Below are 22,945 nucleotides of genomic sequence, written 5' to 3' on the forward strand. Positions count from 1 at the left end.
ATATGTAACCATCTCTACACTAACTTTTCCGGTTCTGTGAAAGTTAGCAGGAAAAATATCTTTGGTTCTTCATTTATGGATATTAGTTTGAAACAGAGAAGAAATCGTGGACGTTCGAAGATTTCTTACACTCATTTTGTTTGAACATGTTTCATTTTTATAAGTTCTGATACCGTTACAAACTCATAACCTTGTTCTTTAAGTTCTGGAATAATTTTTTCTAAAGCCTCAACAGTTTGTCTTCGATTACCTCCCCCGTCATGGAAAAGAATGATATTGCCTGGCTTGACACCTTTTAGAACTGTTTTTTCTATTCGATGGATTCCAGGATTTTTCCAATCCTCTGTATCTTGGTGCCACGACCACATTATCACCCGATATCCTTTTTTTACAACACTTTGAATCATTTGATCGCTGTATTGTCCTTCTACCGGTCGAAAGAGTTCTGGATAAGTACCCGTAATACTAAAAATTATTTCATCTGTTTGTTTTAATTCTTTTTCTAATTTGGCTAGTGTCGTTTTTAGAGGATGAGTATAAGTATGGTTTGCTATTTCATGACCCTCATTATATTGGCGTAGAATAAGATCTGAGTTCTTCTCTGCATTTTCACCTACTACAAAGAAGGTAGCTTTTGCATCATAATTCGATAAAATATCCAGTATCTCTGCTGTATGTTTCGGATGAGGACCGTCATCAAATGTAAGCGCCACGACTTTTTCTTCTGTCTTAATCTCCCACATTATTTCTCCAGTTGTTTCATAATGGTACCTGTCTTTAACAGCAGAAACCCTTAAATTTAATCCAAGTGCTAACAATATTCCAACAAAAATTAAGCAAATTAAAGGTGTAAATATTTTTTTCATAACATCACATTCCAATCTACTAAAATCAGCGAGTTTTGATTACTTTTTACTTTATAAGCGGATTTATGCAATCTAGGAACGAATTTATGACATTAATTTCAAATTTAATATAAGGTTGTTATGGTGAGCACTTCATACTGCCCAGATTGTGCCTACAATGATTATAAAATATATCCTAAAAACTAAACAAATGAACTGGTTCATCATTCATCATTTTCATACTATGTATTATCTCGTATTAGGAGGTGCACAAAATGGGTTATGGTTGTAATTTTTGCGGTCCTGGCTATGTTGGCCCGGCCAATATAGGTCCTGGTTGCGGTCGCCCTGGATTCGGTTTAGGATTCGCTTTACTTATTGTCCTGTTTATTCTTTTAATCATTATTGGAGCGAGTTTTTTCAACGGATACGGCAGAGATGGTTGCTGACATCTGCTTAAAACTAGAATCTAATTTCTTTTAAGGCAGGTCAAAAGAACCTGTCTTTTTTAGTCATTCATAGAATGTCTATTTTTCATCACCGCTTTTTTCGCAATCACCAAGGCATTGCAACTCCTGAATTAATATGTATATATCTCTTTCAATCAATTCCTATTCACAAAGACACTTTTTAGGCATACTAATAGTATATAAAAAGAAGCACCGCCAAAAGTTGATTTGGCGATGCTTTTTAATGACATTCCGGACAGTTACCGTAAATTTCAAACTTATGATTTTCAATTTCATATCCTGGAATCGCATTTTGAAGCGTCTCCATTGGACAATAGTTAATTTCTTTTATATTTCCACAAGACATGCATATAAAGTGATGATGATGATGCTCTGCTTCACATTGCATTCTAAAATGCTTTTCTCCAGTAAGCTCGGTTTCTTCTAAGATGCCTAACTCCACAAATGTACTTAAGTTTCGATAAATCGTATCATAGCTCATCCCTGGATGCTCCGCCATCATTACATCCAAAATATCTCTTGCAGTAATATATTTTTCCGTTTGCGAAAAAATCTCTAAAATTTGTTCGCGCTTGTCCGTTTTTTTAAACCCTTCTTTTTTAAGAATATCCCATGCTTTTTCAATATTCATTGTGCAGGAACTCCCTTCTTCATCCATTTTTTCGATAATATCGTCAGAAGGAGGATAATAATAGAAACGACCACAATCGTACCGCCTGGCGCTAAATCTAAATAAAATGCGCTTGCAAGGCCAACTATTACTGCCAATTCACCAAAAATAATAGAGAAAAAAATAGCTTGTTTAAAACTTTTCGAAATACGCATCGCTGCCGCGACCGGTAACGTGATTAAAGAAGACACAAGCAATATACCAACAATGCGCATCGAGCCGGCAATAACTAATGCGGTAACGACCATAAACAGTAAATGGATCCATTTAGCAGGAAGTCCCGATGCTTTGGCATACTCTTCGTCGAAAGACAAGACAAATAGTTCTTTAAAAAAGAAACTCAGAAATAATACAACGATCACTGCAATAATCACTACAATCAATAAATCTTGTCTACTTACCGCTGAAACAGATCCAAATAAGTAGCTAAATAAATCCGAGCTAAATCCTTCCGCAAGAGAGATGAAAATCGCCCCGAAACCAAGACCTGCTGACATAATGATAGGAATTGCCAGTTCTTCATAATGCTTATATAATCTTCGAAGACGTTCGATAAACAAAGATCCTGTCACAGAAGCAGTAATGCCTAAATATAATGGATTTAATAACCCTAATGCACTAATAGATTGACTCAAGTACAAGCTCCCTGCAATACCTGCAAGTGTCACATGACTGAGCGCATCAGCAATCAGTGACAACCTTCGTACAACTATAAACACGCCTAAAAGAGGTGCAATTACTCCAATGATTAATCCAGAAGCAAATGCGTTTTGTAAAAACTCATAACGAAATATCGAATCTATCATACTTGCACCTCACTTCGATGATCCACTTTACGAACCGCATGCCCGTACCATGCTTCTAGTTGCTCATCACTCATTGTATCCATATCATTTTTAAACCCATGGAAGTGAATCGTCCGATTAAGACAGGCTACATGACTAATGCTTTTCGATACAGCATCCACATCATGCGTTACTAAAACAATTGTAATCTTATGTTCCCGATTTAAATGAGATAACATAAGATAAAACGAGCGAACATTTTTACTATCTACACCAACCGTCGGCTCATCGAGTATTAATACTTTTGGATTGCTTATTAATGCTCTAGCGATAAATACACGTTGCTGCTGCCCACCAGATAGTTCTCCAATATTCCGTTGTGCAAATTCTTCCATCCCTACAGATTTTAGTGCTTGTCGAACTTCTAGTTGAACATTTTTTGGAAAGCGATGAAATAAACCGATTTTTTTCACAAGCCCGCTTCGTACTACCTCAGCTACTGTTGCAGGAAAACCAGTATTAAACGAATTTGACTTTTGGGAAACATAGCCGATCTGCTCCTTTTCTTTAAACTGATCAACCGGCTTCCCTAGTAAAAGGATTTTTCCATTTGTCGGCTTTAATAACCCAAGAATAATTTTTAATAAAGTTGACTTTCCAGATCCGTTTGGACCAATAATGGCTAAAAAATCCCCTTCTTCAATCGTTAAATTTATGTCTGTTAACGCTTTTGTTTGTTCATATTGATAAGATATTTTGTCTAATTGTATTAATGGTGTGGCCATGTATAATTTCCTCTATTCTAATTCATAATCATTACGATTTACAATATTCAAGTATAGAGGATAAATTATTGTATGTAAATAAATAAAACTTGAAAGGATGTTTTGATGGATATTGCGAAGTTTATTGGCCAATTACAAAACTGCTCGAAAAAGGAATTTAAAACAATATTAAAAGGTTTTGATATTAAATTATCCGATAAAGAATTAGATGGAGTTCACCCATTACTCCAAGAGATATCGTTATCGTGGCTTGTGCTTGGAGTACCTCTTGCCATCCAGCAAAAACTTGTCGCATTGCTTGGAGAAAAACGTGCTGTTGCACTATATAAAGAAATAATTGAAAAAGCACCCTCTTCTTTTAATTAAAAGAGGGTACTTTCTCGTTTTATCGTAACGCGTCGATGGATTCTGGGCTAAATAATTTGGAACGAAGCATTTCAATTTCGATTTTATAAGGAGCTTGTTTTGTTTTCGCATCTACTCCAACAAACGGTGTTTCTAAAATTTTAGGTATTTCCGTTAGTTGTGGATGGTGCACAACCTTCACTAAAGCATCAAATCCGATTTCTCCGAACCCAATATTCTCGTGTCGGTCTTTTGCTGCACCGCGAATGTTTTTACTATCGTTAATATGCAAAACTTTTAATCGATCAAGCCCAATCGTTTTATCGAACTCGTTTAATACACCGTCAAAATCATTCACGACATCATATCCAGCATCATGGATATGGCAAGTATCTAAACAAATAGAGAGTCGTTGATTATTTGTAACACCATCGATAATTTGGGCAAGCTCTTCAAATGTTCGTCCACATTCAGAACCTTTTCCAGCCATCGTTTCTAATGCAATTTGAACCGGAAAATCCTGTGTTAGCACTTCATTTAAACCTTCGACAATTTTAGCAATTCCAGCTTCCATTCCAGCCCCAACATGCGCTCCTGGATGCAAAACAATTTGCGTTGCACCAATAGCAGCAGTTCGTTCTACCTCTTTTTGAAGAAAATCTACTCCTAGAGCAAAGGTTTCTGGTTTTGTTGTATTTCCAAGGTTAATAATATATGGGGCATGTACAACTATATTAGATATTCCGTTTTCTTCCATATGTTGCAATCCGGCTTCTATATTCAATTCTTCTATTGGTTTTCTACGAGTATTTTGAGGTGCACCTGTGTATATCATAAATGTATTTGCACCATAGGATGCTGCTTCTTTGCTTGATACAAGCAGCATTTCTTTTCCACTCATCGAAACATGTGACCCTAATAGCATTGGTATGTCCCCCTTATCTCTTACGGTTTTTAATGCGTCGTTCTTTTTTCTTCACTTTCTCCATTTCCCATTTCATATTACGTTTATAGCCTGGCTTTACTTTTTTCGGCTTACGTACTGCTGCTTTTGCTTTCGCATCTATTTCATTTTCCATTTTTGGACGATTTTTACGTGCATGTCTTTCTTTTAACTCAGACCACTCTCCATTTACCACATCTTTATGTTCAAATGTAATACCCATTTTCTCAATGCGATTTAATGCATCTTCATCTGATGGCTCATATAGTGTGATTGCTAAACCAGTAAGCCCTGCGCGCGCTGTTCTTCCGACACGGTGAATGAAAAATTCTAAATCATCCGGAATTTCATAGTTAATTACATGGCTTACTCCAGGAATATCTATTCCACGTGCTGCCAAATCTGTAGCAACAATATACTGGAATTCTAAATCATGAATCTGCTTCATGACACGTGTACGTTCACGTGGAGCGATATCCCCGTGCACTACACCAACTTTAATCCCGTTTTCTTGCAAGAAATACGCTACTTCGTTTGCATTTTGCTTCGTATTGGCAAAAATGATCGCTAAATATGGATTGATCCCTTCCATTACTTCAAGCAAACGTTTTTTACGTGATTTACTACGAACTGGCACGACAGTGAAATCGATTCCTTCTGCAACCCGACGCTTCTCTCCAATTTTTATATGAACTGGTGCATCCATATATTTTTTCAAGAATGGTTGTAGCTTCTCTGGAATCGTTGCGGAGAATACATACATTTCTAGTTTCTCTGGCATACGGGATGCAAACTGATCGATTTCATTAATAAACCCTAGGTCGAACGCTAAGTCAGCTTCGTCGACTACTAAAATGTTCGAAGTATGCACGAGTAATGCTTGCTCTACCGTTAAATCACGAAGTCTTCCTGGTGTACCTACTACTATTTGCGGTTGTATTTTTAGTTTTTCAATCGCACGGGCTTTATCAGTTCCTCCGATAAATAATTTCGTTTGGATCTCTGTACCTTCTACTAGTTTGTTCAACTCATTATATATTTGAGTTGCAAGCTCTCTTGTTGGTGATGTAATAATTGCTTGTACTTCTTGTTTACTAGCATCTATTTTTTCAACAATTGGGATCAAAAAACTATGTGTTTTTCCTGTTCCAGTATGTGCTTGACCAATCGCACTTTTTCCTTTTAACACTAAAGGAATTATTTCTTTTTGAATTGGCGTTGGTTCTTGGAAGCCTAGTTTATCAATGGCATTTTGTAAAAAAGGCTGAAAATTATAATCTGTATATTTGGACATTTGAGTCCCTCCCTCACATTTCTTTATTGTACCACGATTGTACATAAAACGTATAATTTGCATAGAATAGATTAGACTTTATTTGTTCGAAAGGAGATGAAAAAATGCGCTATGAATCTTTTTATCCGTTTTCTCAAGGAGGAAATACTGGAAGAGGTTTTTTAAATTTTACAGGGGCTCCTCAAACTCCACCTTCTTCACCTGCCGGAGGATTTTTTGGCGGGGGTCAAGGAAACTTTTCGGCTCCTACAGCACCTCCTAGCCGAGGTGGTGGATTTCTGAGTAACATCGGAAACTTAGCTTCCAATATGGGACCAAATAGCCCTACTGGTAACCTATTAGGCAATATCGGAAATATGGCTGGTCGGATGCAATCCAATAACCCATTAGGCGGTATGGCTGGTGGGATGCAATCAAATAACCCATTCGGTGGTATGGCTGGTGGGATGCAATCAAATAACCTATTCGGAGGGATGGCACAAGGAGCACAAGCTGCGCAGGCTGCGCAAGGTCCTAGTAAAGCAATGACCTATTTACAAACGGCCGATAAATTTTTAAATACCGCTCAACAGCTCACTCCCATGGTTAGACAATACGCCCCTATGTTTCAAAATGTACCAGCACTATTGAAGTTATACCGTGGGTTTCAAAGTATTCCAAATGCGACTGCTGCAACAAATGCTACAGCGAATGCTGCTACTGCTGCTTCTGCTGCTGCTTCGAATGTAGCAAGAACTGCCGTAGCAAGTACAAATGGCCTCTCGCTGCCACGTATTTTCCAACCACCTTTCTAGAAAAGCGGAAGCGCCCAGTCTTGAGAATACAGTCTAAGTACGGGCATTGACCCCGAGGGGCTGGGCGGTGAAGCTGGATCGATTATTATAAAAAAGCTAATACTTTGTTTTATGAAAAAAGTTAAACTTTTGTATTCATGTTATGGCTCCGTTATAATAGATATATGTTCGCACCAGAAGGGAGTTTCTAAAATGATTGTACAAAAAATTTCGCCAAGAGGATATTGTTATGGTGTAGTCGATGCAATGATTATTGCCCGCAATGCTGCACTAGATACATCACTTCCACGGCCTATATATATATTAGGAATGATTGTCCATAACAAACATGTTACAGATGCATTTGAACAAGATGGAATTATTACGTTAGACGGTGAAAATCGTTTAGATATTCTCTCCAAAGTGGACGAAGGTACTGTTATTTTTACGGCACATGGAGTATCTCCTGAAGTAAAAGAACTAGCTCGTAAAAAAGGATTAGTATCGATTGATGCAACTTGTCCGGATGTTACTGTCACTCATGACCTGATTAAAGAAAAAACTGCAGAAGGCTTTGACATTATTTATATTGGGAAAAAAGGTCATCCCGAGCCAGAAGGTGCGATTGGGGTTGCACCGGATAAAGTACATCTTGTTCAAACTTTAGAAGATGTTGAAAACTTAACCCTTCAAACAGATAAATTACTCGTAACAAACCAAACAACGATGTCACAATGGGATGTTGTACATTTAATGGAAAAATTAACAGAAAAATATCCGCAAATTGATGTTCATAAAGAAATTTGTCTTGCGACACAAGTTCGACAAGAAGCGGTTGCAGAACAAGCTGGGGAAGCGGATCTATTAATCGTTGTAGGAGATCCGATGAGTAACAACTCTAATAGATTGACACAAGTTTCAGAGGAAATTGCAAATACAGTATCGTATCGCATAGGTGATATTTCAGATCTGAAACTTGAATGGTTAGAAAATGTTAACCATGTAGCGGTTACTGCTGGAGCATCCACTCCTACACCAATTGTAAAAGAAGTTATCCAATTTTTAGAAAAATTTGATCCGAATGATCCTTCTACACACGATACAACGAAAAAAGTAACGCTTGAAAAAATATTACCAAAGATTAAAGTACCAAAACCAGTAGAACGTATTGAACCTTATCCAATAAATAGCTAAGTAAAAGAAGCTGCTTCTCTTGAAGGAAGCCACTGAAATCATACGTTTTTAAAATCTGTAATTGTGTTTAAATTTAAAAAAGCGACATTTCGTTCGATTTTGAACGAAATGTCGCTTTTTTCTTTAATAGTTTTTACTCTGCTTCCTTCATTAAGGTCATAATCCGTTTGAGGGAATATGGTCAGAGAACCTTGTTATTGCATGCAAAAATAGGCCGGCAATTGATGCCAAATCATACCCATGCCTGTGCTTTAATTTACTATTTTATTTGCTTTAATTTTAAAGCGTGATTTGGCTTTTTATTTAAATTCCTCCCTATTTCTTCTTGATCTTTATTTTCTATCATTTTATTTGTCACAGAATAGGCATTACTTTTCGCTCCTTCAGCATAACAACCGTCGCGATAGGTAACCTCTACATTTTTCAATATGAAAATAATAGGTTTGTCTTTGATTCTTTCGAACAATTCTCTTGTTTGTAAGTGCTGTTCTAATCACCATATGTCCTACCTTACAAACGTACATACCTGCATCCATATTAAACTCAAATACTTCCTCTCTCGTTCGGGCCAGGGTAATCGATTTACTTTTATCCTTCTTTAAATGCAATTCACCCTTTTTATGAATAAGCATATCGAGTAGATTGACATCTTTTAAACGGAGTCTGCAGAGTATTCTGAGCAAACTTTGATCGATGACAGAATCGTCTGGCGCAATGTACAAGAAATATTTAAAGAAATGTCGAAGTGGAATTGATATCAAGAAATCTACATGAATTGATCCTGTTACAAAACATGGTGGCATTTACCGCTCCCTGCCTCAAACCCTTCTTTCTTATGCAAGGCAAGTGAAGCGGAACCAGTTCCATGACAATCTTTTTAAAGTTTAATTACAAGGCTTTTCAAAACTTTGTAATTTATTTAAAACGCTATCCAGTTTACGGCTAACAAAAATAGTTTCTTCTGAGGTGAGACCTTTTTCCATTCCTAACTTAATCATTTCATTCCTTAATCGCTCAATAATAGGTAACAAATCATTATTTCTATGATTATCTAAAAGCAACATCCAATCATCCTTAACTGTAGATCTAAGTTATGTTACATATAAAATTGGTTAACTCTATATAGTCTTCCTGTCTTTCTCGTAAAGGTGGGATCTACAGAATGATAACATTTAAACGATACTATAAGTCCTCACAAAGTTGCCCTCGCTTTACCATCCCTTTACAATCATGGTTTATAGCTTTAAAAATCTTTCATCAACTTTAATTTCCCTTTTTCTCGATCTATCTCTGTATTGAGGTTTCCAACCGATATCTCTTGCGAAATCACTTGCTTGTTTATGTAACAATACTCCATCATTTACCTATCTAACTTTCCACCGAGTATTAGGGTCCACAACTGTTTATAAATTCACAACCGATGCTAAATAAGGTGCAGAAGCATAAGGAATTCTGACTACTTCTACACCCAATTTTAAGTTCATCTACGAACTTTCCAAGCGGAGGCGCTACTACTTCTCCAATTGCATTTACTCCTACAAGTGCCATTGGTTTGCCGGATAAACTGATTCACATACATATCTTCAAGCAATTAAGTCTACTTTTTCTTTTATAATTAAACGTTCAACTTTTAAAAAGGCTTATTGTGGATTTGTGGCGTCAGCCCTTAATATATTTATTTTTTTAATAATTTCTATTTATTTTTCTCTGAAATTGACCATCGGGAAATTGGAAAATCCCTTTGTAAATACAGCCTCTACCTGTGTACCTACCTTCAATGTGTTTAAATCATAATCAATGATATTGGAAATTAATCTTGGTCCTTCTTTTAGTTCAACAATTGCTACCACGTAAGGAACTTTGTCTTTAAATGCTTCATGATATGGACGATGATACTCAACCCAGCTATAAACAGTTCCCTCGCCAGAAAGAACCTTCCAATCAACATTTTCGGATAAACAGTTTGGGCAGTACTTAGCTGCCGGCAAAAATGAATGATCACAATCATTACATTTCTTGGCAACTAATTCTCCCTTTTCAAGCGAATCGTAATAGTGTTTATTAAAATCTGTTATGACCGGTAATAATTCTTCTAAAGTAGTTTCTTCACTCATTTTACTTACCTCCCAAGAATCATAGTTGCGTGTGTAGACATGATACCGCCTTGATTACTAATGATCCCCAGCTTCGCATCAGGCACCTGTCTATCACTACATTCACCTCTTATTTGACGAACCCCTTCAATAATTAATTGCATGCCTGGCATCCCGGTTTCTGATAGCAATCCACCTGAAGTGTTTACAGGCAAGGCCCCCCCTAATTCGATACGGCCATTTTCAACAAATGATCCGCCTTCACCTTTCTCACAAAACCCATAATCCTCCAACGTAATAAGGTTTACAATTGAAAAACAGTCATAAATTTGAGCAAAATCCATGTCTTGTGGACGCAATCCTGCCATCTCAAAAGCCATTCTCCCGGACTCTTTGGCACCACTAACCGTTATTTCTTTTCTTAGTTCAATATCCCACGATGGGTGCGATTGTCCTAACCCAAGGATCGTAACTGGATTACTAACTCCTAGTTTTTTTGCATTTTCTACACTGGTCACAATGACAGCAGCACCTCCATCTGAAACTAGGCAGCAATCATATAAATGAAGAGGTCTTGCAATAAATTTACTATTTTGATGGTCCTCAATGGTGATCTCTTTCCGACTTTGTGCATTTGGATTTAATGCAGCATGTTTATGCGCTGCGACAGCAATGGCTCCAAGTTGTTCGCTTTTTGTTCCATACAAATCCATGTGCCGTTGTGCGATCATGCCGTATGCAGGAGGCGTACCAAACCAGCCATGTACACCTGAATCTCCCCAAGGTTTAGTATAGGCATTCCGTGATCCTGTTAAAGGATTGTCTGCAAAAGAAATAACCGCAGTTTCACATTGCCCCAGTTCCATTGATGTGATCGCATACTGAATTAAATTGATATTGGACGCACCACCCATATCAATTACACCAGAAACCTTTGGCACAATTCCTATAGCTTGGGCAACCTGTAAGCTGTAAAAACTACTAAAAGTTGAAGTTGGATACTTACAAAGAACTGCATCGATACTAGACTTATCTATCCCGCAATCTTCAATCGCATTCTTTATAGCTTCTACGTTCATATCAATCGTAGTACGTCCAGGATGCTTGCCGTACTTTGTTTGTCCAACTCCTATGATGCAATACTTTTCTGATAAATTTTCCATCCTTACACCTCCATAACTTAAATCACTTTCATTTCTCTTAGGTTATCAAACTCATTTTCAGAAATTCCGAGCATTTGATGATAGATCTCCCAATTATGCTCTCCTAGCCCAGGTGCGGGCTGAATTTCTAAATCTCCTTGACTTTTTAGTTTGATAGGGTTTCCAGGGACTGTTATTTTCCCGTAAACAGGGTGGTCGATTTCATTAATCATCTTGCTAATCCTGTAATGTTCGTCATTGTGAATATCATCTAAATCCTGAACTGAGGCACAAGGAACTGTATGTTTTGATAAAAGCTGGAATAAATCTTTCTTATTAAAATTAGATGTCCACTCTGAAATCATTTGGTCTAATTTATCAATTCTCTTTACTCTTTCCGGTATCGTGGAGTATTCTGGATCATCGATGAGTTCATTTCGGTCCATGACAGTCATTAAATTTGCCCAGTGTTTATCATTTACACAAAATATCGCAATATTTCCATCTAATGTTGGATATACATTATAGGGAGCTTCTGCAAGACCGCTATGCCGGTTTCCAGTTCGTGGCGGTTGCTCTTTGTTCCCAAAGTAATATCCTAAACTTGATGCAAGGGACGGATAAATTGCATCGAACATCGAAACTTCTACACGGTCTCCCGTCCCCGTTCTCTCTTTCTTAAATAAAGCAGTCATAACTCCACCAAATAAATGGATTCCTCCAAAGAAGTCAGCTATGGCTGGTCCTGTTTTGACAGGCGGCTTATCTTCAAATCCTGTAATACTCATCGCTCCTGAGAGAGCCTGGATGGTTAAATCCATTGCAGGTAAATCTTTATATGGTCCCTTTGACCCGAATCCCGTACCAGAAGCATGAATTATAGATGGATTCACAGCCTGTAGGTTTTCATAGGAAAACCCGAGACGATCCATAACACCGGTAGAAAAGTTTTCAATGACAACATCTACATTTTTTACAAGTTCAAAGAATAGCTCTTTCCCTTTTTCATGTTTTAGATCAAGAGTAATGCATTTTTTATTATTATTTAGCATTAAGAATGGAAACTGAGCCCCTTCTTTTGCTACTCTTTTTCTAAGAAGCTCTCCACCATTTATCGGCTCAAGTTTAATCACTTCAGCCCCTAAATAGCCTAAGAGAAGCGTACAATATGGTGCATTATAGATTTGTCCCAAATCTAAAATCCTAACACCCTCTAATGGCCTTTCCATAAATTCAGCTCCTATGTGTTTATTATCTTCATTAGACCTGAAATTCCCTTAAACAGTAAAATCTATTTTCCTGTAAACTGAGGTTTACGCTTTTCTGCGAATGCTTTCGGACCTTCAATCGCATCCTCCGTTCCCAGTAAATGACTTTGAAGTATTTGCTCCATTCTTAAGCCATCCTGAATTGAAAGATATTGTGATTTTACCGCCAACTCTTTAATTGCGCTGACGGCAAGTGGAGCATTTTCAATAATACGCTCGGCATATTCAAGTGCACGATTCATTAACTCTTCTTGAGGAACAATTTCATTGATCAGTCCATATTTTAATGCTTCTTCAGCAGAAAAGTTTCTTCCAGTTAATAAGATGTCCATTGCAATTGGATATGGTAATTGTCTTAAAGTTCTTTGAGTACCTCCATTACCTGGAAGTATTCCACGTTTTACCTCTGAAAGGCCAAACGTAGCGCTTGGGGTTGCAATTCTTATATCTGTTGCCAATAAAAGGGTAACTCCTCCGCCAAGGCAGTAGCCGTTAACTGCTGAGATGATTGGCTTCCAAACCTCTAGACCTCGGTTTAACAACTGTTCTTTTTGTGTAAGAAATAAATCCGATTTTTCAGGTCTTTGCGTGATGGTCTTCTTTAAATCTGCCCCTGCTGTAAACGCTTTCTCACCTGCACCAGTAACGATAGCAGCCCAGATGTCAGGATTATCTCTAACTTCAATCCAAGCATCAGACAGTTCTTTATAAGTTTCAGGATCCATCGCATTCATTACTTCTGGACGGTTGATGGTGATCGTTGCAATTCTATTTTTCACTTCAAAAATTATACCCATTATATTATTTCCTACCTTCCATTAATAGATTTCTTGCAATTACCATACGGTGAACCTCTGAAGGTCCTTCTCCGATTCTCTTAATCCTTAATTCTCTGAACCAGCGTTCAAATGGAAATTCCTGACTTACACCCATTCCTCCAAATATTTGTACACATCGATCCACCACTCGGTTAGCGGCTTCTGTTGCATATACTTTTGCAATTGAAGCTTCATGCTTGAAGTTTTCTCCTCTGTCGGCTTTCCAGGCTGCGTCCCAAGTCAACCATCTGGCTGCTCTAAGCTCCACTTCGGAATCAGCAATCATCCATTGAATGGCCTGTTTATCTGCTAATGCCGTTTTAAAAGTTACTCTTTGTTTTGCGTATTCTTTAGCTAACTCTAAAGCTGCAACAGCGACTCCAATACAACCGGCTGAATAAGACACTCTATTTGTTGTAAGCCAATGCTCCGCTAACTTGAAACCTTGACCTTCTTCCCCTAATTGGTTTTCAAGAGGAATCTCACAATTATCAAAAACTAATTCTTTTGGAGCCCAAGAACGAATGACGGGAATAGGGTTATAGGTAAATCCTGGTGTATTAATATCTACAATAAATGCGGTAATCCCACCTCTTCCTTCTGAAGTTCTCGCGTATACGACTCCCCAATCCGAAAGTTCAATTGCGGAAATAAAAATTTTACTCCCATTTAAAATCCATTTATCTCCTTTTTTTACTGCTCTAGTTTGAATCGCCCGGGCAGGATCTGCTCCGCCGCTAGGCTCTGTAATAGCAACAAAAGCAGCGCGTCCCTTTTTAATAGTAGGAACTGCATACTTTTCAATTTGTTCATGAGTTCCTTTAAAAATGACATTTGGTAATTGATAACCAAATGCTCCTCCAGCAGCATTATAGGCACCCATCTTGTGTTGTGATGCTTCTTCAGCGACAATGGCCTGTGCAAAAACACTTAGATTAGCACCACCGTATTCTTCCGGCACTTCAACATACCAAAGTCCAAGTTCTCTTCCCAGCTTTTGTACTTCTTGCAGCATATCATTCGGAAAATAAGGTGCATCCAATTCAATTAATTGTTCCCTTGGAATAATCTCCTTTTTTATAAATTTTCTAACGCTATCACGAAGCATTACCATTTCATCTGACAAAGCAAATCCACTATTCTTCTCGTGTGATAAAACAGATCCATTTTTCATTCCATTTCCTCCTCTTTAATATCTGAATGTTAAATTAATAAAAGATGTATTATATTAATTTGATTCCAATTCATAAGATATGCAGCAATGCTTTTTCACTTTTGAACGGAATATAAATCCACAATCTACTTCTGCATAATACTTTCTATTAAAATTTATTAAAATCTGTAAACGTAATTCAAAATGTAATATTATCCCCTTTCAAGTTATTTATTTTGTTCGGACATAGCATTATTAATTCTTTTATTCTCCTAATGAAAGCAATAAAAAATACTAATAAAGTATATTTATTGAATGAATTTTACTCTACATTCCCCTCTCCTTTTCACTTTATTAAAATCAGAACACTGTACCTATTTTTATAATAACTAAAACACAGTAATGTGTCAATTCTAAATTTTCTAAAAATATATTTTTTATAACAAAACTTTCAGTTATAATATAGCCTAATCGGACATTGCAATATGGCATTCGAATTTATGAAATTATACGACTGGAAAAGATCGTAATTGTTTTTAGTCATAATAAAAAAACTAAAGACCATCTTGCCCATTAGAAATATCAAAAAAGAGAAAAATTAAAACACCTTTCGTTGAAAAAGGAATCGAATACCCTTAATTAACAACGTGGAGGTGTTTTTCTATAGGAACAAGAGTGAGCTATTTAGTAGAAGTGAAAAAGAACGGTTAAATTATAAATAGAGAGGCGCTATTTAAGGGGGTAACATAATATCTTTAAATCTATAGTTAGCTAGATCAAGACATAATGAGCAAGGCGATATCTAAACATCCTATGCCTTCCCAAGATGCAATAAAAAAAGAGAAACTATCCATGGGAATATACCGTAAAGATACTCCTACTAATAGTTCCCCACCACTCAAAACGTTCTATCTCGACCGAAATCAATAATATACGCACAACAAACGCGCAGGTTATTCAAATCGTCGAAGAATATAACCGTTATTTTACAAATGGTATTTTAAATATGCACATAGTGCTTAAATAACTATCTACAAGATTAATGCTAATAATATTATCAATAAATTGCTTCTAAAGAATACCCCACAAGGTCTTGCATCTTATCGACAGTCTTTTTGGAACGCTCGATGATAAAATGAAGTTTTTCTTCTGAATATCGATAAGTTGGAATAGCAACACTTAAAGCTAATGGTGCACTTCCATCTTTAGCTAAAATTGGAAACACAATACCTGACAATCCCTCAAATCTTTCTTGATAACTTAATGCATAACTATTCTCTCTAACTTTCTCCAGTTTTTTCAACATTTTTTTCGAATCAACTTGGTAATGATCTAATATTTCCATTACTTCATCCTCATCTAAATAAGCCATTAAAGCTTGCCCAGTTGCACCATATGGTAAATCATAGGGTTTGCCGATTTCCGGCATGTATTGGATGGGATGACTGGATTTTTCGCCTTCAATAAAGACAATATGTTTGTCATTTCTTTTAATTAAATAAACCGTTTCATCAATATCTTTTACCAGTTCTTTTATTTCCCGAAGAATTATTTGGATAAAGTTTGTTCTGGATTCAACTATTTTGCCTAGAAAAAATAATTCACTCCCTAATATTATTTTCCCTGACTCATCTTTATCTACTAATTTATGTTCTTCAAGCGTTTTGACAATTTTCTCTGTTGCAGTAAGAGAAATACCTGTTATTCTTGATAGTTCCCTTAGTCCAACATTATTCTCCATTGCTATTTGTTTTAAAATTATGATTCCTCTGTCAAGCGATTTATTTAGTTCAGACAAAGTATCCTCACTCCTTTTGCTTTTGGTACTTATTAATTAATTATTACTAATTTAATGGTTATCCATACCTTTTAAATCAGATAAAATCAACGTCCATTTTCATCTATTAAAAAAGGTACACTGTTCATTAAATAGTAATCAAAATAATAGAATATGTCAAATCTGAATCTTTAGAAAACTGAACAACCAAATAACTATGACATTTTTCAATACCAAAACATAGATCATGTATATTTATTTTTATTTTTTTCTTTTATATCATATATGAATTTTTGTGATAGAGGTTTTATCCTTGTCGTATTTTCATTTTTAAGGATCGTACCTTTTAATACCAGTACCATGATGAATGAAACTATCATACATCCACTAAGTAAATATAGACCCGAACTTTCTGTTCCTGTTATTCCCTTTAAAAACCCAATTGCATAAGGACCTACAACTCCTCCTAGATTACCAATTGAATTTATAACAGCAATTCCAACTGCAGCTTTAGCCGGCGAGATTATACAATTAATTAGAGCAAAAAAAGGAGATTTAAAACAATACATACCTGATATTGCCAGGGTTATAAAAAACATTGCTAAGATAGGTTGTTTTGTGAACATTCCTGACCCAAGAAAAGCAAAAGCAGCAACAATTAAAGGGGTCATTGAATGAAACCATCTTTCTAGTTTATGATCAGAACGGTAGGACCAATAAATCATTACAGCACCACTTACTATATAAGGAATGATTGCTACTAAACCAATTTGTGTATTTGTTAGTGTTTCAGAGAATCCCTTAATAATTTGTGGCATCCAATATCCTATTCCTAGAGTACCTGCAATATAAAAGAATAAAACAATACCCAGATACAAAACTTTAGGATCAGTCAAAGCTTGCAAATGGTTATTTTTTTGTGTTTTCTCCTTTTTCTTTTCAACTTTTTCTTTTTCTAACTCTGATATTAACCACTGTTTTTCGTCTTCTTTAAGCCATTTGGCATTCTCCGGCCGATCAGTTAAATAAAAGAATACAACAATTCCTAAAATCAAAGCTGGGGCACCTTCTAAAATAAACATCCAACGCCATCCATCTAGTCCAAACCAATGTATATTGTCCATAATCCAAGTAGAAAGAGGGGCACCAATGATATAGGATATTGGAACCGCTGTCATAAACAGACCTAATGTTACAGCCATATCTTTTTTTCTAAACCAATATGTGAAGTAAAAGATAAGTCCAGGAAAACACCCTGCTTCTGCGACCCCAAGCAAAAATCTTAAAATATATAATTGGTTGGTATTTTGTACCAAGCCAGTAGCCATTGCCACAATGCCCCAAAGAACCAAAATTCTAGTCATAGAGATTCTTGCTCCAAAACGTTCTAATAGCATATTGCTAGGAACTTCAAAGAGTATATAACCAATAAAGAAAATCCCTGTTACAATCCCAAATATTTCACTAGTTATCCCAAGTTTTGCATTCATATCTAATGCAGCATATCCAATGTTCACCCTGTCCATATATGCGATTACATACATAAAAAAAGCTATTGGTAATATTCGCATCTTTACTCGCCGTACAGTACGACTCTCTAATGAAAAAGTTGCATTTCCCATTTAATCCTCCAATATTATTTATCATATTTATTTAAAAGAAGAAAGACTATCAATTAAAATTGATCCTAAATGAGTAATCTGTAATAATTTTTTGGGTAAAATAAATCCTTCTTCTTTCTATTTGATTAAAAACAGGAGAATGTATATCCTATAATAATTAAGTGATAGAAGTAAGTCAATTCTAAATTTTCTAACAATATTAAATAATAAAAGAAAACTACAATCCAAAATTGGATGTAGTTAATAAATTTTATTTAATAGATTGTTCATTAAACATTAATATTATATATGGTTTCGCTCTCTCATAAGATTAGCTAAACGTATCTGTTCTCTTTCTGCGGAAGAAATCATTTCATCAAACAATTCCTGAACGGTAGGAATATTGTTGATAAGACCAATTACCTGCCCGACCCATCCGAAACCTTCTGATTCATTTCCTTCATAAATATATCGACAATTAGCTTCGCCGCTAATCATATCTTTTAAGACTTCATATGTCGCTCCTTTCTGTTCACGTTCAATAATATCCAGAGTATATGCGGTTTTCAGGACTCGTCCTGGCGACCCTAATGTTCTCTTAATAATCGCTGTATCCGTCTCTTTTGCACTAAGGATTGCCTCCTTATATTTCTGGTTAGCATGAATGCACTCTTGAGTAGCAATAAAGCGAGTACCCATTTCAATACCTTCTGCCCCAAGTGCAAAAGCTGCCAATAAACCTCGTCCATCGCCAATGCCCCCGCTGGCTAAAACTGGAATCGATACAGAATCTACGACACGTGGAATAAGTACCATCGTACCTATATCATCACGTCCTAAATGCCCCCCGCCTTCCTGTCCAACAGCCATTACAGCATCAGCACCTAGTTCTTCAGCTTTCTGTGCCTGTCTAACCCCCGACACAAGAACTAGGGTTCGAATATTTTCTCCTTTTATTTGTTCAAAAATGGGTTGAGGATTGGCTCCAGTTATAGAAATTGCTGGTACTTTTTCCTCGATGGCAACTTCAAGTAATTCCTGATATCGTCCGTCGTGCTTGGCAATAGCAAAGTTTACGCCGAACGGGTTATTAGTAAGTCTACGCACTTTACGGATTTCCTCCCGAAGTTTTTCAGGTGAACGAAGCGTTGCCGCAGTTATTTGACCGAGTCCCCCTGCATTCGAGACTGCAGCCGCCAGTTCGGCATAAGCTAGGTAGGCAAGTCCTCCCTGTACGATAGGGTATTTAATATTAAAAATCTCCGTTACTCGTGTTTTCATAGTTTCTCATACTCCCATCAGTTGTTCTATCTTTTTAAGTAGTAAGTTCAGGTTGCATTACTTCAAAACAATGACGAATTCTATAATTGTTTATTTTCTAGCAAATAAAGAAACTGTTTGCACGTTTCAGCTCACTAGTTTTAATACATACCTATATCAATTTTTAGAAACCGACATATTAATGGTTTTTAAAAACAGGGGATCTTTTCTCCTTAAAAGCCTGAAGACCCTCTCTAGAATCCTCACTCGTAAATAAATTTCCGAACAATTCAGATTCTAATAAGAAACCTTGCTCCTGTCCGTGACTTATACCCCCATTTATAGCAATTAAAGTAGCGCGAATACCTAGTAAACTTTTAGCACTGATTTTTTCTGCCAGACTGCTAACAGTTACTTCAAGTTCTTCCAAGGGTACACTTTTTAGAACCAAACCAATTCGTGCGGCCTCCCCTCCATCGATTGCATCACTCGTGAGAATTAATTTCATTGCTTTCTCTCTGCCTACTAGTTGGGTTAACCGTTGGGTCCCCCCAAACCCTGGAATGAATCCCAAAATTAACTCAGGTAAACCTAATTTTGCTGATTCAGCTGCTATTCGGATATGAGAAGCCATGGCAAGCTCTAATCCTCCTCCAAGACTAGCTCCATTAATCATAGCAATAACAGGTTTCGAAGATTGCTCAATCTTATTGAAAACAAACTGACCATATTGTCCATACTCCATTCCCACTTGGGAGGTTTCGATGGCCGAAAATTCTTTAATATTCGCACCTGCAGAAAAGAATTTTCCTTCTCCAGTAATTACGATTACTTTTGTTTCTGAATCTTCTACAGCTACATCAATTGCTTTTTCTAACTCTTGAAGTGTTATTATACTTAGTGCATTCACCGGGGGATTGGCAATTGTAATATAAGTTATCTGTTTTTCATTCTCAATCTTTAAAGTTTGATATTTCATGATTTTTTTCCTTTCTATATGGAATCACTTTCAATCTATTAATCTTATACTGTGATCGTTTTTCTAAAAAAAGTATAATTATTTTCTTCGAAAATATATTTTGAAATGACCATTCTTTGAATTTCATTGGTTCCTTCATAGATTTGTGTTGCTTTTGCGTCACGGAATAGCCTTTCAACAGGAAAGTCCTCCATATAACCATAACCTCCGTAAATCTGGACGGCTTCTGTAGCTGTTTTCATAGCTGTATCTGAAGCAAAACGTTTAGCCATGGAAGCTTCTTTTCCGCATTTAATCCCGCGGCTGTAAAACTTCGCGGCCTGGTAAACGAGCAGCCTGGCTGCTTCTATCTCTGTAGCCAAATCAGCGATTTTAAAGGAAATCCCTTGGTTTGTCGCGATTGGCTTTCCAAATTGAACCCGTTCCTTTGCATATTGAACGGAGTATTCGAAAGCCGCTTCGGCAATGCCCAGTCCTTGTGCAGCTATGCCAATCCTTCCTACATCCAGATTTGCCATGGCGATTTTAAAACCTTCTCCTTCTTGACCTAACAGATTTTCCGCTGGTACCTCCGCATTTTCAAAAATTAGTTCTGTTGTATTAGAACCTCGCAACCCCATTTTCTTTTCTTTTTTTCCCGCTGTGAAACCTGGGATATCTTTTTCTACAATGAATGCAGAAATTCCTTTGGAACCCTTGCTAGGGTTGGTTACGGCAAATATGATATACGTATCCGCCACCCCTCCGTTTGTAATAAACATCTTTGTTCCATTTAGAATATATTTATCGCCCTTTTTCACTGCGCTTGTCCTTATTTTTCCTGCATCCGATCCCGCATTTTGTTCAGTTAACGCGAAAGCTCCAAGATACTCCCCAGTCGCCAGTTTCGGTATATATTTTCGCTTTTGCTCTTCCGTCCCAAAGTTTAGAATCGGTATGGTTCCGAGAGTGGTGTGAACCGATAAAATGACCCCGACGGCGGCGCTAACCCTGCTAATCTCGTTAATCGTGAGTATGTAGGAGGTAATATCTGCACCTACTCCCCCATATTCTGTTGGTACGGGGATACCCATCAGACCGTATTCACCCATCTTGCGAATCACCTGCATCGGAAATTCGTCTGTCTCTTCCATCAATTCAATCATGGGGGCAATTTTATCTTTGGCAAAATCCCGCACCATTTTACGCATCATCTCTTGCTCTTCTGTAAAATCTAAAGACATGTTTCTATCCGCCTTTCTAAGCCTTATTTTTCTTCTATCTTTTTGTTTAATTGTATTCGTAAAATCCGCGGCCCGACTTACTCCCTAACCAGCTGCTTTTACGTATTTGCGGAGCAATGGACACGGTCGGTATTTCGAATCAGCGAATCCTTCAAAGAGAACTTCCATAATGTAAAGGCAAGTATCAAGGGCGATAAAGTCAGCCAAGGTTAATGGTCCCATCGGAACGGGCTGGATCACGGAATGGTTATGTTTCCACTTTAACAACTTCAGCACCCCATTCATCTAAACGGAAACTAGCATAATTTCCGGGCAATATAGGGAAAAATCTAGTACTTTTAATCCCTCAAGCATTTCTATCAGCCCCCTTTCATCCGCAGTATAAGCATTTTCCGTCATAGAAAAAGCCCCCAATAAAGTAAACAGATTTTTGTTATTTAATCTGAACACTTTAATGCGAGCATATTTAAATGATGGTCAGTCAGCCCCTTTATCTATTAATCTGGAATCGAGATTACGATTTTTCCAAAAAGACTTCCTTTTTCCATATGGCTATGAGCTTCTTCAATTTCTTCAAGAGGATAAACTTTGTCAATCACGGGCTTAAGCTGATGCTCCTCAAAAAGAGCTAACATACTAGCAAATTCCTCGGATGTACCCATTGTTGACCCTAAAATATGCAATTGCTTAAGAAATATTTTTGGCATTACAATGTTATTTACTGGTCCTAAGGTTGCCCCGAATGAAACAATCTTGCTTCCAGGTTTAGCCAAAGTGATTAAATCATTAAAAGTGGCTCCCCCGATACTATCAATAGATAAATCGGCACCACCTGACATCGCTTTCAAATCTTTCACCCAGTTTTCAGACCGGTAATTAACTCCTCCAGTGGCTCCTAGCGCCAATGCATTTTCTATTTTTTCATCACTGCTTGATGTAACGAAAACTTTTGCACCTTTGGCGACAGCAATTTGCAGAGCAAAAGTCGCTACACCTCCACCAATACCAGGAATAATGACCGTATCACCTTCCTTTACTTCCCCTTTTGTAACGACAGCACGATAGGCAGTCAAACCTCCTAATGGGATCGCTGCAGCTTCTTCCCAAGTAAGGTGCTTTGGCTTAGAAAATACATACTCCGCAGGAATCTTAATGTATTGCGCAAATGTGCCATCCATTGGGACCCCTAATGTTAAAAAGGCGGAGGATTGAACATTAGGATTATCCCCCCAGCCGGTGGATGGGTTAATGACAACCTCACTTCCAATTTCTAATCCTTGAACCCCTACACCTAATTCTTCAATAATTCCTGCTCCATCCGAACCCGGAGTAGAGGGTACTTCAATACCGGGATAGGCCCCATATCGTACATATACATCTCTTCTATTTAAGGCGGCATTACGTAAACGGATTAGAACTTCCCCTTGCCCAGGTTTTGGAATTTCTACATCTTCATAATACAGAGGAGCGATTTCTCCCCCCATTTTAACTTTGTCTTTTAGAATTACAGCTTTCATGTAAACTCCT

The 22,945-nt window shown here is 37.1% G+C and carries 23 protein-coding genes and 2 pseudogenes; 4 read left to right on the forward strand and 21 right to left on the reverse strand.

The features are described from left to right. Positions 1 to 131 precede the first annotated feature (131 nt). Entirely contained in the window at positions 132 to 866 is a 735-nt protein-coding gene (locus tag BMZ04_RS04375; protein ID WP_093265901.1) for a polysaccharide deacetylase family protein, read from the reverse strand. 254 nt (positions 867 to 1,120) lie between these two features. Between BMZ04_RS04375 and BMZ04_RS04380 the strand changes: the two genes are divergently transcribed. Then, complete coding sequence (locus BMZ04_RS04380) at positions 1,121 to 1,294, forward strand: YjcZ family sporulation protein (RefSeq protein WP_093265904.1); 174 nt, start codon at positions 1,121 to 1,123, stop codon at positions 1,292 to 1,294. Between the two features lie 241 nt (positions 1,295 to 1,535). Here the strand turns inward: BMZ04_RS04380 and BMZ04_RS04385 are convergent, their stop codons facing one another. From BMZ04_RS04385 to BMZ04_RS04395, 3 genes are read right to left on the reverse strand one after another with little or no spacing between them, the layout of a single operon-like run. Continuing rightward, entirely contained in the window at positions 1,536 to 1,946 is a 411-nt protein-coding gene (locus BMZ04_RS04385; protein ID WP_093265906.1) for a Fur family transcriptional regulator, read from the reverse strand. Then, positions 1,943 to 2,791, reverse strand: coding sequence for a metal ABC transporter permease (locus BMZ04_RS04390; protein WP_093265909.1), 849 nt, complete (start codon positions 2,789 to 2,791; stop codon positions 1,943 to 1,945). The genes BMZ04_RS04385 and BMZ04_RS04390 overlap by 4 nt, the downstream gene beginning before the upstream one ends. Beyond that, the gene (locus BMZ04_RS04395) at positions 2,788 to 3,555 is read right to left on the reverse strand and encodes a metal ABC transporter ATP-binding protein (protein WP_093265912.1); all 768 of its coding nucleotides are present in this window, start codon (positions 3,553 to 3,555) and stop codon (positions 2,788 to 2,790) included. Before BMZ04_RS04395 ends, BMZ04_RS04390 begins: the two co-directional genes overlap by 4 nt. A 105-nt stretch (positions 3,556 to 3,660) precedes the next feature. On the opposite strand from BMZ04_RS04395, the gene BMZ04_RS04400 reads away from it, so the two are divergent. Beyond that, the gene (locus BMZ04_RS04400; protein ID WP_093265915.1) at positions 3,661 to 3,921 is read left to right on the forward strand and encodes a hypothetical protein; all 261 of its coding nucleotides are present in this window, start codon (positions 3,661 to 3,663) and stop codon (positions 3,919 to 3,921) included. A gap of 19 nt (positions 3,922 to 3,940) precedes the next feature. Here BMZ04_RS04400 and BMZ04_RS04405 read toward each other — a convergent pair whose 3' ends face one another. Both BMZ04_RS04405 and BMZ04_RS04410 read right to left on the reverse strand, forming a co-directional pair. Further along, positions 3,941 to 4,825 (reverse strand): deoxyribonuclease IV, encoded by an 885-nt coding sequence (locus BMZ04_RS04405; protein WP_093265917.1) that lies wholly within the window; start codon positions 4,823 to 4,825, stop codon positions 3,941 to 3,943. 13 nt (positions 4,826 to 4,838) lie between these two features. Next, a complete protein-coding gene (locus tag BMZ04_RS04410; protein WP_093265920.1) occupies positions 4,839 to 6,137 on the reverse strand; it encodes a DEAD/DEAH box helicase in 1,299 nt (432 codons plus the stop codon). A gap of 104 nt (positions 6,138 to 6,241) precedes the next feature. Here BMZ04_RS04410 and vrrA point away from each other — a divergent pair, with 104 nt between their 5' ends. Further along, entirely contained in the window at positions 6,242 to 6,931 is a 690-nt protein-coding gene (vrrA, locus tag BMZ04_RS04415; protein WP_093265923.1) for a VrrA/YqfQ family protein, read from the forward strand. A gap of 192 nt (positions 6,932 to 7,123) precedes the next feature. Next, positions 7,124 to 8,104: a 4-hydroxy-3-methylbut-2-enyl diphosphate reductase gene (locus BMZ04_RS04420; protein WP_093265925.1), complete on the forward strand. Its 981-nt coding sequence runs from the start codon at positions 7,124 to 7,126 to the stop codon at positions 8,102 to 8,104. Between the two features lie 259 nt (positions 8,105 to 8,363). On the opposite strand, the gene BMZ04_RS22230 is transcribed toward BMZ04_RS04420, so the two are convergent. From BMZ04_RS22230 to BMZ04_RS04490, 15 genes and pseudogenes are all read right to left on the reverse strand, one after another. After that, positions 8,364 to 8,531 carry a hypothetical protein gene (locus BMZ04_RS22230; RefSeq protein ID WP_177184323.1) on the reverse strand — a complete coding sequence of 56 codons (168 nt, stop codon included), beginning with the start codon at positions 8,529 to 8,531 and terminating at the stop codon, positions 8,364 to 8,366. 319 nt (positions 8,532 to 8,850) lie between these two features. Further along, positions 8,851 to 8,978: pseudogene (locus BMZ04_RS22705) on the reverse strand (PaaI family thioesterase); the annotation flags it as partial. Positions 8,979 to 8,988: 10 nt separating this feature from the next. Beyond that, positions 8,989 to 9,168 (reverse strand): aspartyl-phosphate phosphatase Spo0E family protein, encoded by a 180-nt coding sequence (locus BMZ04_RS04430; protein ID WP_093265927.1) that lies wholly within the window; start codon positions 9,166 to 9,168, stop codon positions 8,989 to 8,991. Between the two features lie 633 nt (positions 9,169 to 9,801). Continuing rightward, complete coding sequence (locus tag BMZ04_RS04435) at positions 9,802 to 10,218, reverse strand: Zn-ribbon domain-containing OB-fold protein (protein WP_218145515.1); 417 nt, start codon at positions 10,216 to 10,218, stop codon at positions 9,802 to 9,804. A 5-nt stretch (positions 10,219 to 10,223) separates the two neighbouring features. Next, positions 10,224 to 11,360, reverse strand: coding sequence for a thiolase family protein (locus BMZ04_RS04440; protein WP_093265929.1), 1,137 nt, complete (start codon positions 11,358 to 11,360; stop codon positions 10,224 to 10,226). A 17-nt stretch (positions 11,361 to 11,377) separates the two neighbouring features. Beyond that, positions 11,378 to 12,568: a CaiB/BaiF CoA transferase family protein gene (locus BMZ04_RS04445; RefSeq protein ID WP_093265931.1), complete on the reverse strand. Its 1,191-nt coding sequence runs from the start codon at positions 12,566 to 12,568 to the stop codon at positions 11,378 to 11,380. A 62-nt stretch (positions 12,569 to 12,630) separates the two neighbouring features. Continuing rightward, complete coding sequence (locus tag BMZ04_RS04450; protein ID WP_093265934.1) at positions 12,631 to 13,404, reverse strand: enoyl-CoA hydratase/isomerase family protein; 774 nt, start codon at positions 13,402 to 13,404, stop codon at positions 12,631 to 12,633. A gap of 4 nt (positions 13,405 to 13,408) precedes the next feature. Beyond that, the gene (locus tag BMZ04_RS04455; RefSeq protein ID WP_093265937.1) at positions 13,409 to 14,599 is read right to left on the reverse strand and encodes an acyl-CoA dehydrogenase family protein; all 1,191 of its coding nucleotides are present in this window, start codon (positions 14,597 to 14,599) and stop codon (positions 13,409 to 13,411) included. A 1,036-nt stretch (positions 14,600 to 15,635) separates the two neighbouring features. Then, positions 15,636 to 16,376, reverse strand: coding sequence for an IclR family transcriptional regulator (locus BMZ04_RS04460; protein ID WP_093265940.1), 741 nt, complete (start codon positions 16,374 to 16,376; stop codon positions 15,636 to 15,638). A 224-nt stretch (positions 16,377 to 16,600) separates the two neighbouring features. After that, on the reverse strand, positions 16,601 to 17,977 hold the full coding sequence (locus BMZ04_RS04465) for an MFS transporter (RefSeq protein ID WP_093265943.1): 1,377 nt from the start codon (positions 17,975 to 17,977) through the stop codon (positions 16,601 to 16,603). 282 nt (positions 17,978 to 18,259) lie between these two features. Continuing rightward, positions 18,260 to 19,237, reverse strand: coding sequence for an NAD(P)H-dependent flavin oxidoreductase (locus BMZ04_RS04470; protein WP_093265946.1), 978 nt, complete (start codon positions 19,235 to 19,237; stop codon positions 18,260 to 18,262). Between the two features lie 178 nt (positions 19,238 to 19,415). Continuing rightward, the gene (locus BMZ04_RS04475; RefSeq protein ID WP_093265949.1) at positions 19,416 to 20,195 is read right to left on the reverse strand and encodes an enoyl-CoA hydratase-related protein; all 780 of its coding nucleotides are present in this window, start codon (positions 20,193 to 20,195) and stop codon (positions 19,416 to 19,418) included. 44 nt (positions 20,196 to 20,239) lie between these two features. Further along, positions 20,240 to 21,418, reverse strand: a complete 1,179-nt coding sequence (locus BMZ04_RS04480; RefSeq protein WP_093265952.1) for an acyl-CoA dehydrogenase — start codon at positions 21,416 to 21,418, stop codon at positions 20,240 to 20,242. A gap of 46 nt (positions 21,419 to 21,464) precedes the next feature. Then, positions 21,465 to 21,643: pseudogene (locus BMZ04_RS04485) on the reverse strand (3-hydroxyacyl-CoA dehydrogenase family protein); the annotation flags it as partial. A gap of 272 nt (positions 21,644 to 21,915) precedes the next feature. After that, positions 21,916 to 22,935 (reverse strand): zinc-binding dehydrogenase, encoded by a 1,020-nt coding sequence (locus tag BMZ04_RS04490; RefSeq protein WP_093265955.1) that lies wholly within the window; start codon positions 22,933 to 22,935, stop codon positions 21,916 to 21,918. Positions 22,936 to 22,945: the final 10 nt, after the last annotated feature.

Source organism: Psychrobacillus sp. OK032, from assembly GCF_900111345.1.
In the GTDB taxonomy this organism is placed as follows: Bacteria; Bacillota; Bacilli; order Bacillales_A; family Planococcaceae; genus Psychrobacillus.